Below are 15,184 nucleotides of genomic sequence, written 5' to 3'. Positions count from 1 at the left end.
GGACAAGTACCAAAAATCAAATCGGTAAACAATCTTTGTTTTTTTCATAATTATTGACCGATTTGAAGCATAGCCTCTGGCAAAGACTTTTGGATACTTTTGGTCTCAAAAGTATCAAGAGAAAGCACCTTTCGCACAAGCCATTATGGTAAATAGTGGAGTTGTCGATTGAATAAAAATAGCTGTCCAATATTGGTGTTAGTTAATCTTGCTGGCAATTATACCCTCGTCTCCGACATGCGATCCCGGGCCAGCGCTGGCGATAAATTGCGATTTTCCACCCCGGGTTGCGTCGTACCTCCTTACCCTGGCCTGCCCACCGTAGCGGGGCTATTGAAAGGTTGGACCACTTCGTGGTCACCCAGCAACGGTCACCGGACACCGGACACCTAACTTTCTGACTTTAACTACTTTCAGCTTTCAGCTTTGACCTTCTCCCACTAAGTCTGAGACTGCCGCGGCTCGTACCTCACCTCGCAGTGACGGTCACCAACACCAAACACCCAACTTCCCGACCTCCCGGCCTCCGAAATATTGAATTCCGAATGTCAAAGTACCGAAAACGGAAACTTTAAACTTATCATTTTAAACTCTCAACTCTTCCTGCTTCCCGACTTCCCAATCATTTTACAGCAAGATCCTGAACTTATTGCAAATTCTGGATAGGAATGCACATTCAATTGAAAGTCAGTCTAATATGGTTGAATTTTCCTGCATGTTTAACCTAAAACCCATATACTTATGGCAAAACAAGCAGGAGTAATTACACTGAATGGTAGAGTAGGAAGACTCTCTTTCTACAAGACCAAGGACGGGTACCTGGCCCGTGAAAAAGGAGGAGTGAGCAAAAGCCGGATCATGAATGATCCCCGCTTTGCCCGGACCCGTGAGAATCTCAAAGAGTTTGCAGACAATGCCACCTCGGCCAAACTCTTCCGGGATGCCCTCCGACCGGTGATCGCCAAGATAGGTGACAGCCGACTGGCACTGCGAGTCACCCAGTCTATGATGAAGGTGCTGCGCTCTGATCTGGTCAACGGCCGTGGAGAGCGCATGGTGAGAGCCGGGGACTGGAACCTGATCAAGGACCTGGAGCTGAATGCTGCCAGTTCTCTGGGAAGTACGCTTTTTTTAGAGATAAGCTATGCAGATTCGGCCAGTGCCTGGGATGTCAGCATTCCGGCCTTTGTACCCCAGGATTATGTGGCACTGCCCAAGGGTGCTACCCACCTGAGGATTACCGCGACAGGAGTGGGATTGGATTTCGGGACTGCCGGGCGATCAGTGCAGACCGCGAGCTCAGATCTGCTCCCGGTGATTGATGCGGCAGCGCCTATCAGTTTGTCCATAGACAAATCGACGCTGGCAGGTACCCATCGTGTCTTTGTGCTCAGTGTGGAGTTTGTGCAGATGGTGAACGGTAGCGAGTACTCCATTAACAACGGAGCGCACAATGCCGCCAAGATCGTGGGCGTAGAACAGGCCTAAGATGCGACTGGTACTGCATAGAAAGTACCGGGCAGGGATTACCCTTGGGAGATTATTCCTGGGAGAGCAGCAGATCTGCTTTACCCGGGAGCCTCCCAAGGCTTGCTTTGGTACGGGCACTCTCTGTGTGGAGGAAGGGGTCTATGAACTGGAGCCCATCCACTCAGAGGAGAAAGGCTGGGAGATAGGAGTCGCGGATAAAGGGAAGATTTCTGCTTATCCCTGGGAGGAGCCTATGGTTTCCAACTGCATCTATCCCCTGACCTGCTACCGGGCTGACGGTATCCCTTTGTTTACCAAACTGGCATTTCTGAAACTTCTGGAAAGGCTGGAGCGGGAATGGGAGCGGGGAGAAGTGGTAGAGCTGCAGATTATATCCGAAGGAGTTCCTTACCTACTGGAATCATGTCTGGAGCAGAGCTACTCTTGAGTCTGGCGGGGGCGGTGACCATGATGCTGCTATCGGTGATCGCCTATTTCCTGAAGCTGCTGATCGAAGATACCCGTCAGTTGAGCGGGGAACTGGCCAAGCTGAAGGAGCTCTTTATCAGGTTAGAGGCTGAGCAGGCACTGCTGAAGAATGTACTGCAGCGTACCCGTAGCCCCCCGGTTTAGAATCAGTGATCTGTCAACCGTGGACAGTCGACCGTGGACCGTCGACCCCTGACACTTGTACTGAGCGAAGTCGAAGTATAGGTTTCCAGAACACTTAACATTTAACACTTAACATTTCAACAATGAATATACTATCAGAAATAAAACAAAGGGCCTCTGCCCCCACACCTCCTTTTTTCCAAATGCTTAAAAAGGCAGGTTTGCTTATAGCTGCCGTAGGAACGGCCGTGCTTACAGCACCGGGAATGGTGCCTGAACTCCTGCTGGAATATGCAGGCTATGCGATTACTGCCGGCACAGTGCTGGTCAGCATCTCCCAGCTCACCGTGGATGAGGGCTTGGAAGAGAAGCTGATGGCATCGGTGAAGTAATCAATTGAACCTTCATTAACCTTTGGGGTGTAGTTCCGATCTGTCGCAGGCAAGAGCGGAACCTCCCCGAAGGTTTTTTATTTTCTTTCTCGATAATCTTGCTGGCAAATCGCCTCCGTCTCCGAATCAGGATTCCGGGCCAGCGCTGGGGAAAACTTTGATTCTCGTTTTGCGCCGGGTTGAAACCCGCCGCTACCCAGATTTCGTCCCTACGGGACTTTGCTTTGTTAGTTTCTACCTGACTCCAACTTCATCATTCAACATTTGGTATTCATCATTCGAACTTATCAACATCCAAAATATTGGATTCCAAATCATTATATCTCCACCTTGCTGGCACCAAACCTACGTCTCCAAATGAATATCCCGGGCCAGAGCTGGGGATAGAACTTGATTTTTTACCCAGGGTTGCGTCGTGCCTCCTTACCCTGGCCTGCCCGCCGTGGCGGGGCTATAGAAAGGTTGGACCACTTCGTGGTCACAGGTGTACGTCATGTTTCCTGTCCTGGGTTAGGTGCCGAAATCGCTTCCCACGAAGTTATTAAAATGAAGTCGTTACTAGGACTGGGGTGCCATGGAGTATATGCGGTTTTTGGGATGCAGTCTGAGCCGTAAAGAAAATTGGCTAGCTCCCGAGTGGGCGAGGGAGATCCGCCAATTTTTAGGCTTGGACAAGTACCAAAAATCAAATCGGTGAACAATCTTTGTTTTTTTCATAATTATTGACCGATTTGAAGCATAGCCTCTGGCAAAGACTTTTGGATACTTTTGGTCTCAAAAGTATCAAGAGAAAGCACCTTTCGCACAAGCCATTATGGTAAATAGTGGAGTTGTCGATTGAATAAAAATAGTTTTCCAATATTGGTGTTAGTTAATCTTGCTGGCAATTATACCCTCGTCTCCGACATGCGATCCCGGGCCAGCGCTGGGGGAATCCTTCTACATTGAACCCAGGGTTGCGTCGTTACCTCCTTACCCTGGCCTGCCCGCCGTGGCGGGGCTATTAATGATTTGACCCCTTCAGGTTCTCAATATCCAGTATATGGTTCTACTTTCAGCCTCCACCGTGGTCTGTGTCCCTCAGACCATTTGATTGTTAACTTTCCCGTTTGATCCAACTCTCCAGACCTGTCCGACGACAGGCGGGCTTAAACCATAACAATGCAGTCTCCTGACTGCTCATCCACCTCCTCAAAATTCCCCAAATTTTCATCCGTTAACGGTCAACCTATATTCTCCACTGCCAACTGCCAGCCGCCACCCACCAAACTGTATACCTCCAATCCTAGTTCTATTAAGCCACCTGAAGTTTCACCACTTCAAGTTCCGCCCCCTTCGTATAAGCTTCATTTCCTTTTTCCAGTACTAATTTGGTCATTTCGCTTGAGAGGTAGTAATGGCCACAATTGGTGCATACATCTGCAGGCACTTCCTTAATCAATACAATTGTGCCACCTTTTTCTAGTGTGACGGTCACCAAACCTTTTTCAGTAGTGCCATTTTTACATAAGGTACATTCCATAGTTAGTTAAATTTTAAATTTAAAGTTCTCGGCCCATAGTTTGGGATCTGGCTCATAAGCAGTGATTATTACACATTTGCTTTCAGGTTCATTTATGGCGATGACCAAATGAAGTGGCCTTTTTGTAGCAAAACCTAACACTAAACAACTAGGGAAGGGTTTATCGTTCGGATAATTATTAATTATTTCACCCAGCCGGATCACCTCCTCGATGTCCCCAGTAGTGATGTCTCGGTTAAACATCTGATTAATGGCATGATCACTGTAGATCAGTTCTCTACATCTAAAATATACTGAGTTCATTGGTTATCCCTCACTGTTATTAGTAGGTTATAGATCCTATAGTTTTATTCTCCAGTACAGTGAAATCTGATTTTTCTGATTCTTCCATAATCTCATGCGTTTACTCAAAAATAAGGATTTTAGGATGGGTATCCTTTCCCAGTACCTACTTTTTTAGAATTTCACCCAGGTAAATTATTCTCACGCCGATTCTGGTCCTACTTCTGGTCTAAGTCTCCACGAAGTTATTAAAATGAAGTCGTTACTAGGACTGGGGTGCCATGGAGTATATGCGGTTTTTGGGATGCAGTCTGAGCCGTAAAGAAAATTGGCTAGCTCCCGAGTGGGCGAGGGAGATCCGCCAATTTTTAGGCTTGGACAAGTACCAAAAATCAAATCGGTGAACAATCTTTGTTTTTTTCATAATTATTGGCCGATTTGAAGCATAGCCTCTGGCAAAGACTTTTGGATACTTTTGGTCCCAAAAGTATCAAGAGAAAGCACCTTTCGCACAAGCCATTATGGTAAATAGTGGAGTTGTCGATTGAATAAAAATAGCTGTCCAATATTGATGTTAGTTAATCTTGCTGGCAATTATACCCTCGTCTCCGAATCACAATCCCGAGCCAGCGCTGGTGATAGAAATTGATTTTTTACCCAGGGTTGCGTCGTTACCTCCTTACCCTGGCCTGCCCGCCGTGGCGGGGCTATTGAAAGGTTGGACCACTTCGTGGTCACCCACCAACGGTCACCGGACACCGGACACCTAACTTTCTGACTTTAACTACTTTCAGCTTTCAGCTTTGACCTTCTCCCACTAAGTCTGAGACTGCCGCGGCTCGTACCTCACCTCGCAGTGACGGTCACCAACACCAAACACCCAATTTCCCGACTTCCCGGCCTCCGAAATATTGAATTCCGAATGTCAAAGTACCGAAAACGGCAACTTTACACTTTTCATTTTAAACTTTTAACTCTAAACTCTTCCTGCTTCCTTACCTAAGATAACTACCTAAACTCAATCGGGCCTTGATCAAATGATTCTTTACTGTGTTTTTGGAAATCAACATCTGGTCCGCGATCTCTTGGTAAGAAAGGTTTTCAAAATAAGAGAGCCGAATCACTTTTTTCCTTTGCTCACTCAGCATTTCTACAGCTTTTTCCAATTTCTCCAATAATGCTTCCTCTTCCAACTTTAGATCTACTGTGTTTTCTATTCTGTTCACATAGAATTCCTCAGCCTTTTTCCTCCTCATACTCAATTGATTGAAGTAATCTCTCACTTCATTTTTTGATATGGTGAAAATATAGGCCCGAATCCCTTTTTCGGTATCTAAGTCCTGCTTTTTCCGGAGGATTTTTAAAAAGACATTGTGAAAAATAACTTCGGCTTCCTCAGCATCTTTGATTAGAGATACTATAAATCTTACTATGGTAGGCTTGTAATAATAGTAGATGGTTTCAATCGCCTCCTGTTTCCCCTTTTTGAAATTCTCTATGGTCTTTGCGGTAGGTTCTGTCATATGGCTAATTATCTTGCTCCAATAAATTTTGGAAAAATAGCCGCAAACAGATACGTAAATCACGCATTTAAAACCTCAATTTGCGTAAATCTAACATGTGTTACCGATTAATAATCAAGATATTAAGCTTCTGTTAACGGGGGTGGGTTAAGATAAAATGATATTTCAAATAGGCATGCCAACCAACCTGCCATAACCTCTATTTTTATTAGGTATATCCGCTTACTAAACGGTAGCCAAATTTTATTACCATGCACCTCGACTTCGCTCGGTGACCGTCAATGTCTTAAGGCGGGGAGAGGAGGATAATGCCCCCAAGCCGGAGGGCGAGCGCAGTCGAGGCCTTTTTGGGGGACTGGCATCATTACGAATAATCATAGTTATTAATATGGATACCCACCTTCTTACCATTAGCGAAAGAAAATATGGGTTTAAGTTTCTTTCAAACTGTTGCGGACTGCGGACTGTCGTCGGTGGACATTCCGGGTCTTGAACAGCCCTATTTTGCCCTAGAAACGCTTACTCAATGACTCCCACTCCCAGGTATCGCCCCATCCAATAGGGTAAAAGCCAAATATCACCTGGACTGTAAGCGCTTCTTCCACCTCTTTCTGAATCCAGCGTGAATCGGTTGGCATTGTGCCTAGCTATTCTGGTTTCAGATGGGGGCAAAACCTGGGTGGTGCTTTGTCTCCTGAAGTTTTGATCCAAAAGCTCTATATCCTTTCTATGGCTGTTTTTAACATTCCAATGGATCAGATCTAAGGGGTGCTTTTGCAAAAACCAGATGGACTCCTCCAAATCAAATTTTTCAGGTTGAACCATGGCTGTCATAATATTCCAAAGGGCATCTTTTTCGGGTCGCTCTGCCTGCCAGTGATCCAGTATTGCTTCCTTATATTTTCTTTTTAGTTCCGGGTTAAACGCATAACGGTATAAGCCCCAGTAACCTACAAAATACATTTCATCATCCGAGTGATTCCAGGCCTCTGAAAGCATCTGACTATAGGAATCGCTTTCCTCTCCGGCCTGACCTATGACAGCCATAGGCCTCATCAAATTTTCCATATAGCCAAACTCATCCATTAGTTCAAATGCCTTTTCCTTGTATTTTTCCTTTCCGGTAAAATGATAGGCAGTTTGAAGCATGCCTATGATATTGGAGGAATTGAGTTTTCTGTCACCTACTTCTGGAGGGAAATTATTGACATAATCAGGATTCCACTTTCCCCACTGGGTGGGCTTTCCATCGTAATCATAGAGGTAGAGATCATGGCTTAGGATGTGTGACATAAGCGTGTCTATCAGCTCAATAGATTTGCTTTTCACCCAATCGTCTTCTACTATTTCGGCCAGCACTCCATAAACAAAAATATGCCCTATGGCCTCATCACTACTGGTGGTGGCCTTCCAGTCCCATTCGGGATCCGGGGCATGCTGCCAGCGGTCCGGATCTGACAACTGCTCTATGTACCCAGAGCGCTCAAATGACCTGGAAGGAAAGCCGGCCACAGGATTAATGGTAAATAGCCGTTCCATGGCCAATAAGGACTGGCGAATCTGAGCCATGGCCTCAGGTGATTTGGTGACCGCATACCTGAAGCCCTGCGAGGCCAGATACATGGAGGTCCAGAGCCCGTCATTATCGGAGTCATCCAGCTTACCGCTTTCTAGTTTACCGGGTTCACTTAATTCCAGTGTAGCATTAAATCCGTTTCGGATATGATTCTTACGGGTGTACTCATCAAAGAAAGCCGCTTTCTCCTCCAGTGTCATTTTCTCTCGGACTATAGTACCCAGTCCCTGATCTGTAAGGAGATAAATCTCATTTTCCCCAAAAGCTATGTCGTAAACTTGCTCTCCCGGAATCCAGCGCTCTAGGTAGTAATAATTGAATTCTCCGGAAGGAAGCAGAACAAATGCACCTTTGGTGGTACCAAACCAAAGCTCATCATCTTGGCTTTCCACTACCAGGATCTCGTTCCAGGGCAGTCTGCTGTTTAAATCAGATCTCTTCCCGGACAAGGCGTCATAGGTGAAGTATCCTTCAGCAGTTCCTAAGATCAATTCATTGTTTTCAGCGTGAAAGCTCATAGATCTTAGGTCTTTTCCATCCAACATTTCCCTTAACTCCTTATTAAGGGGATCAAATCTAAAGAGCCTTTCTCTGCTCAAAACCCAAAACTTTTCCTGAATGGGGTCAAATTCAATCTCTAAAATTTCCTGAGGAGCAGACAGCACCACAGCCTGCTCCAGACCTTCTTGCAAATACTGGATTTGCTTGCCATCCGAAATCAGAAAATCAAAATTACTTCCGCCTTCCAGTATATGTGGGGTAGGCAGCTCATGCCGTATAAAGAGGCTTCCAGCCCAGGCATTGCTAAAAACAGCCTCATCATCCAGGTAAACCAACTCTCCTTGGTAGCCATTGATAGCCTGGATGTTTTTGTCTGCCATAGGTAGGTAACTCTTGTCCTCTACCAGTTTTCCCCATACCTGGAACTGGGCCGAAGCTGGCTTTAAAAGTGTGTTTCCATGCAAAATCTGGATATTCCCCACTTCATTGCTGCCCAAGCTATAGGGACCTAGGTTTTGCAAGTTGCCCGGGTATAGTATAGCATGCTCCTGCACAAATGCCTTGTCTATGTGTTGCCCTCCACTCCCAGATTGGCCTAGGGCTGTAAGTTGAACCAGGCCTGAAAAGGATAAGGCCATTGCATAAAAATGTAATTTCATAATCAGTGAATTTGAGTTGGATCCAATAGTCTATACTGTATGGTTTTGCCTTCTTTTAAATGCTTGGAATAGGTGAGGTGGACCAAACCCTTTTGATCCTGTATGATGGCAGGGTAGGAATACCTTCCTTCTTTGCTGGAATCAAGCTCTAGGTACTGTGGTTTGCTCCAGTTTTCACCTTCATCATCGGATATCCAAAGGGCCAATCTATATCTACCATCTTGTATGTCATTACCAATCATCCACCATCTGCCATCCGCTAGTTTTAGGAGTTCCACACTTGCTGTATTGGGAAAGTCAGTTTTGCGGGCAGCTGACCAACTTTCGCCCAGATCCTTGGAAATGCTTTGTTGGATTCTGCTGGGAGCATCCCCGGAATCACGTAGCATGGCCACTATATCTCCATTTTCCTTTTGGATTAATGCGGGTTGTATAGGTCCTTTGCCTACCAGAGGTAAACTGGGGCTCCAGCTCTCACCAAAGTCATCTGAGATGGCCATCATGGAAAAATTAAAACCATCGGAGTATAATGGCAGAATGATTCTATCGCCAATAAGTAAGGGTTTGATGCGTGTCATCCATCCCAGGCTGGTCTTTTTGGAATCCCGGGAGGCAGTCCTGATTAAATCTTCGTATTTGGGTGCGTAGGCCGCCCAACCCAAATTTGGGGAGGGTAAATCCCTGAATCTTTTTTCCACCTCTGTGGCAAATTCATCTCCGGGTTTGAGCAGGATATTGTCCTGCCATTCCCATAGTGGCGCTCCACTGGTTTCGTATGATTTACTCCGTTTTAGTCTTAAAAGGGAATGCTCCCATTCATTGGCCAACACCGCAATCCATACTAAAAAAAGCTCATCATTCTGGTTCAGAAAAAGTACTGGATTGCAGTCTGGAATACCTGGACTGTCTGCCATTATAAAGGGAGTTGACCAGTTGGTCTCACCGCTTTTCTTTCTGGCCCCCATGAGTAGAACATCATCCGCCTTTCTTTCTCCCGAGCCCTCAAACCAAACTGTAAGCAGGTCAGCATTGGGTAAGGCTACTATGCTGCTGCCATGGGTATGTTTTTCCTGAAGGGGAAAAATAGATTCGTTAAGCAGGCTAGGTACCAGTGGTTCCTGTGCTAGCAGCACACCAGTGTGGCAAAGTAAACCTAGCAAAAGAAATGTTTTGTAAGTGTTGCTCAGTTTCATTGCGCTACTTCTTTTCTACGCTGCATCACTTCTCTCCAGGTGGTGAGTATCACCCCTTCTTCTTCTATATAATTCTTTAAGTCAGGGGAAAGCATAGCTTCCAAATCTGCCTGCCTAGACCTCCCCGAACCTGAGAACCTTTGGAAGTTTTCGGTGTTTTCGCTACAGTGAACGATGATCATGGCCAGACCTGGCTCCATGGTTTCCAGGGTTTGCTTGAACATTTCAATTTTATACCTGCTCAATTCCTCTTGGGTATAATCGGGTCGATCAGGCCTCCAGTTCCCGCTGTTTTTGTGCAGGTCATCCAGCACGGGGAAGCCCATCTCCCAGATTTTTGCTCCCATTTCCCTGGCTTCCTTTAAGATGTCCGGAGTTGGTAAGTTCATCCCTTCTTCATAACTCCCGGCTTTTTTCAACTGATCAATTATATCTTGCTGAAAATCTGCTGTAATCAACTTATTGTTGCCCCCTGGAAACATGACCGGAATCTGATATTCCCTAGCTACTTTAAGATAGACTGCTAAAAATTTAGGGCTGGCAAATAGGGTTCCCATATGCGAGTCTAAGTGGGTGGGTTCTATGCCCATCTGCAATGCCCGGTCCACCTGGGCTTTGAGCTCTAAGTAAACTTCCTCTGGATCTGCGTGCGCCAGCACCTGTGCTACACTGGGCCAAAATGAACCCTCAGTGTCCGTTAATCCGGGGACCAGGGATCTTCCCGCTAAAGGTTCCCATCTGTAGGTTTTCCACTCGGATGTAAGCACCAGATGTAGCCCTATGTCCATGCCTGGCTGCTCCTTGCTCAACCTCATAAAGGTACCGGCCCAGGGGCAGGGCATCATGACACTACAAGAGCTGGCAATGCCGTTTTGCATGGCATTAAAAGTTCCTTGATTGGACTCATAGGACATACCTGCATCATCCACATGAAAAATCACCACTTTTTTTCCTTTAGGAAATCCCAGCCTTTCAGCATAAGTCTGAGCATATCCAGTTTGTGCCAAAGCTAGAGAAGTAGTGAAAATCCAGAGCAGGTGTATAATACTGATTTTAGGGTATTTAAGCATTTTGATAAGATAAGGAATCTTTCCAAGGGTTTGATATACTGATGTTACCTTACTATTTTAGAAATGGACTATTAGATATGCGCTTTTTCTTTTAGTTTAAGAAACTGTTAACTAAGCAGTTTTGTGAAGTTTTTTCCTTAGAATTGAGCCCCTCGATTTTTACACCATGTCAAAAACACTATCAAAAACCGGAAAGAAAGGTCAAACAAAAATTCTCTTACTCATCTTTTTGATCTTTTTTGTCATCTCTCTGATGTCCAATATTCTAGGCCCTATCATTCCGGGCATTATTGATAGCTTTTCCCTGAGTTATGGCCTGGCGGGTTTTCTGCCCTTCTCGTTTTTTGTGGCTTATGGGTTTATGTCCTTGCCTTCCGGATTGCTGGTGGAGAGATGGAGGGAAAAACCCGTTTTGCTGTTGGCTTTTAGCCTGGCTGCTTTGGGAGCCCTGGTGTTCGGTTTTGTGCCAAGGTTTGGTGCAGCCTTGGGCTCCTTGTTTATCATTGGTATTGGTATGGCCATGCTGCAGGTGGTGATCAATCCACTGCTGAGAGTGACCGGGGGGGAGGAGCACTTTGCCTTCAATTCTGTCTTGGGTCAGTTGGCTTTCGGTGCCGCCTCCTTTCTCAGTCCTATGCTATATACCTATCTGAACAATTCACTGTATCAACCTGAAGCTCCTTCTTGGATCAGAATGCTGGAGCGCTGGGTACCCATGGATATGAAGTGGGTTTCCGTGTATTTTGTGTTTGCCTCACTGGCCTGTTTGATGATCATTCTCATAGGATTTACCCGCTTTCCCAGAGTGGAACTAAAATCAGATGAAAAAGTAGAGTTGGGCAGTACCTTGAAAAACCTGCTTCAAAAGCGCATGGTCTGGCTATATTTTCTGGGAATATTCTCTTATGTAGGCACAGAGCAAGGGATTGCCAATTGGGTAAGTCAGTATCTACAGGATTATCATGGTGCAGACCCCGGCACAGTGGGCGCACAGGTGATTTCTTACTTTTGGGGATTGCTGACACTAGGTTGCTTACTGGGGCTTTTGCTTTTGAAATTCATGGATAGCAAAATGGTATTGATACTGTTTACCGCTGCCGGGATACTTACCTTGTTGACAGGGCTATTGGCAAGCGGGAATTTGGTTTTATATGCCTTTGCATTTTCTGGCTTTTGCCTTTCCGTGATGTGGTCAATTTTGATATCATTGGCATTGAATTCTGTGGATTTTGCCCACGGAACTTTCGCAGGTCTGCTTTGCTCTGGAATTATGGGGGGTGCTGTGGTTCCCTTGGTAATCGGTGGGTTGGCGGATGTACTGGGGTTACAGACAGCCATGTTCTTTCTGTTTATTCCATTAGGCTTTATTCTTTTTATAGGGATATGGGCCAAGCCTCTGGTGAGTAACTCCAGAGTCAGTTCTATCCAAGAGTTATTCAAGGGGGGATCCAATGCATAGGGTTATTTTATTACTGGATTTTGCTGAGGAATACAGTAAATACCTGCTGAAAGGCATCACTACTTTTTCTTCCAAAAATGGACAATGGACCTTTTGTCGTATGCCACTTTACTATAGGGAAATGATGGGAGTGAGAGGGATCATCGACTGGGCCAAGGAATGGAAGGCTGATGGGATAATAGGTCAGCTCTACAATGAAATGGAGGAGGAATTTGTGGAAGCCGGATTGCCGGTCATTGCCCAGGACTTTAAGGAGAGATTTAGGGAGATTCCTAATATTACTGGTTCCTATAGAGATACAGGCAGAATGGGGGCGGAGTATTTCTTGAAAAAAGGGTATTATAATTTTGCCTTCTATGGATTCAATAGCATAGTATGGTCAAGGGAGCGGGCAGAGGGCTTCGAAGCTGCGATTAATGAGGCTGGCTATGAGGTAAATTACTACGAGCATAAAAAGTCCCACTCTGCTGAAATGTGGTATTATAAGAGCAAATCCCTGAGCAAATGGTTGAAAAATCTACCTAAGCCCCTGGCTTTGATGGCCTGCGATGATAATAGGGGAGTGCACATCATAGAAGCCTGCAACCACAATAACATCAAAGTACCACAGGAAGTGGCAGTGCTTGGAGTGGACAATGATATGACATTTTGTGAGCTTTCGGATCCGCAGCTTTCTAGCATAGATCTGGATATAGAGCGGGCAGGGTATGAAGCGGCCCAGCTTATGGATGAGATGATTCGCACTGGAATGAATAAAGGTAGGGATGTCAATGTGCCGCCATTAAAGGTTATAACCCGCTCATCTACTGATATGTATGCCTCATCGGATAGTTATGTGGCAGCAGCTCTGACTTTTATTCATAGGAATATAGATAGGAATATTTTGGTGGATCAGGTGGTCAGGGAAGTACCGCTTTCCCGCAGGGCTTTAGAAAAGCGATTTTTGAAAATCACAGGACAGCCTGTGTATAAATATATCACGCAGGTACGTATGGATAAGCTGGCCCAGAAGCTGTTGCATTCAGACCAAAGTGTATTTGAAATTGCAGTAGATCTGGGTTTTCAGGACAGTAATAACCTGGCCAGGCAGTTTAAGCAATTAATGGGTTTTTCACCTAGTGAATACAGGAAGCAATTCGGATCCACTTCCTTTCCAACTTCTAGTATTTAGAGCCGAGAACCAAGAGCTGAGAACCAAGAACCAAGAGCCAAGAGCCAAGAGTCGAGAACCAAGAGTCGAGAACCAAGAACCAAGAGCCAAGAGTCGAGAACCAAGAACCAAGAGCCAAGAGTCGAGAACCAAGAACCAAGAGCAGAGAGTCAAGAACCAAGAGTCAAGAGGAGGCTCCGTCGAAAAGCTCAGGGCTGGCAATCTCAGATAGGCAGGTGAACAAAAAAACACAACCGACAACCGACCCATCGGCAAGCTCAGGGCAGGCAGCTGACAACCGACAACTTGAAACAATATCGTATAACATAATATACAAAATTGACTTATATTTGTTTGTTATGATAAACAATAATGCAAGTCCTCTACGAATTATATAGAAAAATCATCACCAAGACAGACTTGGATTTCCAGCGAAGCCTAATGGATGAAATTCAGTGGGACAGGCGTCTAATAGGAATTACAGGGGCTAGGGGTGTAGGTAAGACCACTTTGATTCTTCAACATTTGAAGAAAGAATATGCGGGTAGGGAAGAGCAATCTCTGTATGTTTCCCTGGATCACATTTGGTTTGCAACCCACTCCTTAGTAGATCTGGCCGATCAATTTTCTAAGCAAGGCGGAGTCCTACTAGTCCTTGATGAGGTGCATAAGTATCCTAATTGGTCTAGAGAAATTAAAAACATCTACGATTTTTATCCAGAACTAAATCTGATATTTACAGGGTCATCTTTGCTGGAAATTCTCAATGCCTCAGCAGACCTGAGCAGAAGGGCATTTATTTATCAGATGACTGGCCTTTCGTTTAGGGAGTATGTCAACTTGGAGAAAGGACTAAGGATCCCGAAAATAAGTTTAGAGGAAATTTTCACTAATCATATAGCCTTGGCAACTGAAATATCCAGTCAAATCAGGCCTTTACAGTTTTTTCCTTCCTATCTAGAAAATGGATATTATCCATTCTATAGAGATTTCGGTGATTTCACTGCACAGCAAATTAGCGCTGTAGTGAATTTAATCCTGGAAGTAGAACTTCCCCAGCTTAGAAAGTTTGATATCGCTTATGTACCCAAAATCAAGCAACTGCTGAGTATCATTTCTGACTCAGTTCCATTTATTCCCAATGTGTCCAAGCTGAGTCAGAAAATCGGAATCAACCGAACTACCTTGCTTACTTATCTGAATTACCTTCATGAAAGTAAGTTGACAACAAACTTGTATTCTTCCAGCACTGGTATTTCTCTCTTGCAAAAGCCTGAAAAACTTTACCTGGAAAACACAAATCTAGCCTTTGCCCTTGGTAATAATGTGGATGTAGGGAACCTCAGGGAAACATTTTTTCTAAATCAATTGAGTCATAACCATTCAGTTACACTGCCAGTAGAATCAGATTTTAGAATAGATCAGAGATGGAAAGTGGAAGTAGGAGGGAGAAACAAAGATTTGCCTAAAGCAAATCCAATAGATGATTTTATAGCAGCAGATGGGATAGAAGTAGGTTTTGGAAAAAAAATCCCTCTTTGGTTATTTGGATATCTGTATTAAAAATTCACCTTTCGACAAGCTCAGGGCAGGCAATCTCCAATAGGCAGACCGAACTTTAAACTTTTCATTTTAAACTCTTAACTCTTCCATCTTGCTGGCAAAACCTATTCGTCTCCGACATGCGATCCCGGGCCAGCGCTGGCGATAAATTGCGATTTTTCACCCAGGGTTGCGTCGTGCCTCCTTACCCTGGCCTGCCCGCCGTGGCGGGG

Annotated in this window: 13 protein-coding genes; 7 read left to right on the top strand and 6 right to left on the bottom strand. The window is 45.1% G+C overall.

The window, feature by feature from the left end; genetic code table 11:
* The first annotated feature begins 741 nt into the window (after window positions 1–741).
* The 4 genes from PBT90_RS10995 to PBT90_RS10980 all read left to right on the top strand — a co-directional run bounded on the left by PBT90_RS10995 (window position 742) and on the right by PBT90_RS10980 (window position 2,474).
* Window positions 742–1,488 carry a hypothetical protein gene (locus PBT90_RS10995; RefSeq protein ID WP_270129260.1) on the top strand — a complete coding sequence of 249 codons (747 nt, stop codon included), beginning with the start codon at window positions 742–744 and terminating at the stop codon, window positions 1,486–1,488.
* Window position 1,489: 1 nt separating this feature from the next.
* Window positions 1,490–1,918 (top strand): DUF5675 family protein, encoded by a 429-nt coding sequence (locus PBT90_RS10990; protein WP_270129255.1) that lies wholly within the window; start codon window positions 1,490–1,492, stop codon window positions 1,916–1,918.
* Window positions 1,894–2,103 carry a hypothetical protein gene (locus tag PBT90_RS10985; RefSeq protein WP_270129246.1) on the top strand — a complete coding sequence of 70 codons (210 nt, stop codon included), beginning with the start codon at window positions 1,894–1,896 and terminating at the stop codon, window positions 2,101–2,103. The genes PBT90_RS10990 and PBT90_RS10985 overlap by 25 nt, the downstream gene beginning before the upstream one ends.
* Window positions 2,104–2,225: 122 nt before the next feature.
* Window positions 2,226–2,474: a hypothetical protein gene (locus tag PBT90_RS10980; RefSeq protein ID WP_264808772.1), complete on the top strand. Its 249-nt coding sequence runs from the start codon at window positions 2,226–2,228 to the stop codon at window positions 2,472–2,474.
* A gap of 1,294 nt (window positions 2,475–3,768) precedes the next feature.
* Here PBT90_RS10980 and PBT90_RS10975 read toward each other — a convergent pair.
* The 6 genes from PBT90_RS10975 to PBT90_RS10955 all read right to left on the bottom strand — a co-directional run bounded on the left by PBT90_RS10975 (window position 3,769) and on the right by PBT90_RS10955 (window position 10,800).
* The gene (locus PBT90_RS10975; protein WP_270129235.1) at window positions 3,769–3,996 is read right to left on the bottom strand and encodes a type II toxin-antitoxin system MqsA family antitoxin; all 228 of its coding nucleotides are present in this window, start codon (window positions 3,994–3,996) and stop codon (window positions 3,769–3,771) included.
* Between the two features lie 6 nt (window positions 3,997–4,002).
* Window positions 4,003–4,299, bottom strand: a complete 297-nt coding sequence (locus PBT90_RS20450; protein ID WP_396127635.1) for a DUF4258 domain-containing protein — start codon at window positions 4,297–4,299, stop codon at window positions 4,003–4,005.
* A 974-nt stretch (window positions 4,300–5,273) separates the two neighbouring features.
* Window positions 5,274–5,801 (bottom strand): RNA polymerase sigma factor, encoded by a 528-nt coding sequence (locus tag PBT90_RS10970; protein WP_264810625.1) that lies wholly within the window; start codon window positions 5,799–5,801, stop codon window positions 5,274–5,276.
* Window positions 5,802–6,320: 519 nt separating this feature from the next.
* Window positions 6,321–8,537 (bottom strand): hypothetical protein, encoded by a 2,217-nt coding sequence (locus tag PBT90_RS10965; protein ID WP_270129228.1) that lies wholly within the window; start codon window positions 8,535–8,537, stop codon window positions 6,321–6,323.
* 2 nt (window positions 8,538–8,539) lie between these two features.
* Window positions 8,540–9,730, bottom strand: a complete 1,191-nt coding sequence (locus PBT90_RS10960) for a sialidase family protein (protein WP_270129222.1) — start codon at window positions 9,728–9,730, stop codon at window positions 8,540–8,542.
* Window positions 9,727–10,800, bottom strand: a complete 1,074-nt coding sequence (locus tag PBT90_RS10955; RefSeq protein WP_270129217.1) for a polysaccharide deacetylase family protein — start codon at window positions 10,798–10,800, stop codon at window positions 9,727–9,729. The genes PBT90_RS10960 and PBT90_RS10955 overlap by 4 nt, the downstream gene beginning before the upstream one ends.
* Window positions 10,801–10,966: 166 nt before the next feature.
* On the opposite strand from PBT90_RS10955, the gene PBT90_RS10950 reads away from it, so the two are divergent.
* The 3 genes from PBT90_RS10950 to PBT90_RS10940 all read left to right on the top strand — a co-directional run bounded on the left by PBT90_RS10950 (window position 10,967) and on the right by PBT90_RS10940 (window position 14,972).
* Window positions 10,967–12,259: an MFS transporter gene (locus tag PBT90_RS10950; RefSeq protein ID WP_270129213.1), complete on the top strand. Its 1,293-nt coding sequence runs from the start codon at window positions 10,967–10,969 to the stop codon at window positions 12,257–12,259.
* Window positions 12,252–13,430: an AraC family transcriptional regulator gene (locus PBT90_RS10945; protein WP_270129209.1), complete on the top strand. Its 1,179-nt coding sequence runs from the start codon at window positions 12,252–12,254 to the stop codon at window positions 13,428–13,430. The genes PBT90_RS10950 and PBT90_RS10945 overlap by 8 nt, the downstream gene beginning before the upstream one ends.
* A gap of 351 nt (window positions 13,431–13,781) precedes the next feature.
* On the top strand, window positions 13,782–14,972 hold the full coding sequence (locus PBT90_RS10940) for an ATP-binding protein (RefSeq protein ID WP_270129204.1): 1,191 nt from the start codon (window positions 13,782–13,784) through the stop codon (window positions 14,970–14,972).
* Window positions 14,973–15,184: the final 212 nt, after the last annotated feature.

It is taken from the genome of Algoriphagus sp. TR-M9 (assembly GCF_027594545.1).
In the GTDB taxonomy this organism is placed as follows: Bacteria; Bacteroidota; Bacteroidia; order Cytophagales; family Cyclobacteriaceae; genus Algoriphagus; species Algoriphagus halophytocola.
The sequence above is the reverse complement of the archived record's forward strand: the minus strand, read 5'-3'. Positions and strand labels throughout refer to the sequence as shown.

Coding starts and splice junctions, on each gene's coding strand:
- PBT90_RS10980 (WP_264808772.1), top strand. CDS start 2,226: ATGAATATACTATCAGAAATAAAACAAAGGGCCTCTGCCCCCACACCT.
- PBT90_RS20450 (WP_396127635.1), bottom strand. CDS start 4,299: ATGAACTCAGTATATTTTAGATGTAGAGAACTGATCTACAGTGATCAT.
- PBT90_RS10990 (WP_270129255.1), top strand. CDS start 1,490: ATGCGACTGGTACTGCATAGAAAGTACCGGGCAGGGATTACCCTTGGG.
- PBT90_RS10975 (WP_270129235.1), bottom strand. CDS start 3,996: ATGGAATGTACCTTATGTAAAAATGGCACTACTGAAAAAGGTTTGGTG.
- PBT90_RS10970 (WP_264810625.1), bottom strand. CDS start 5,801: ATGACAGAACCTACCGCAAAGACCATAGAGAATTTCAAAAAGGGGAAA.
- PBT90_RS10945 (WP_270129209.1), top strand. CDS start 12,252: ATGCATAGGGTTATTTTATTACTGGATTTTGCTGAGGAATACAGTAAA.
- PBT90_RS10940 (WP_270129204.1), top strand. CDS start 13,782: ATGCAAGTCCTCTACGAATTATATAGAAAAATCATCACCAAGACAGAC.
- PBT90_RS10960 (WP_270129222.1), bottom strand. CDS start 9,730: ATGAAACTGAGCAACACTTACAAAACATTTCTTTTGCTAGGTTTACTT.
- PBT90_RS10965 (WP_270129228.1), bottom strand. CDS start 8,537: ATGAAATTACATTTTTATGCAATGGCCTTATCCTTTTCAGGCCTGGTT.
- PBT90_RS10995 (WP_270129260.1), top strand. CDS start 742: ATGGCAAAACAAGCAGGAGTAATTACACTGAATGGTAGAGTAGGAAGA.
- PBT90_RS10955 (WP_270129217.1), bottom strand. CDS start 10,800: ATGCTTAAATACCCTAAAATCAGTATTATACACCTGCTCTGGATTTTC.
- PBT90_RS10985 (WP_270129246.1), top strand. CDS start 1,894: ATGTCTGGAGCAGAGCTACTCTTGAGTCTGGCGGGGGCGGTGACCATG.
- PBT90_RS10950 (WP_270129213.1), top strand. CDS start 10,967: ATGTCAAAAACACTATCAAAAACCGGAAAGAAAGGTCAAACAAAAATT.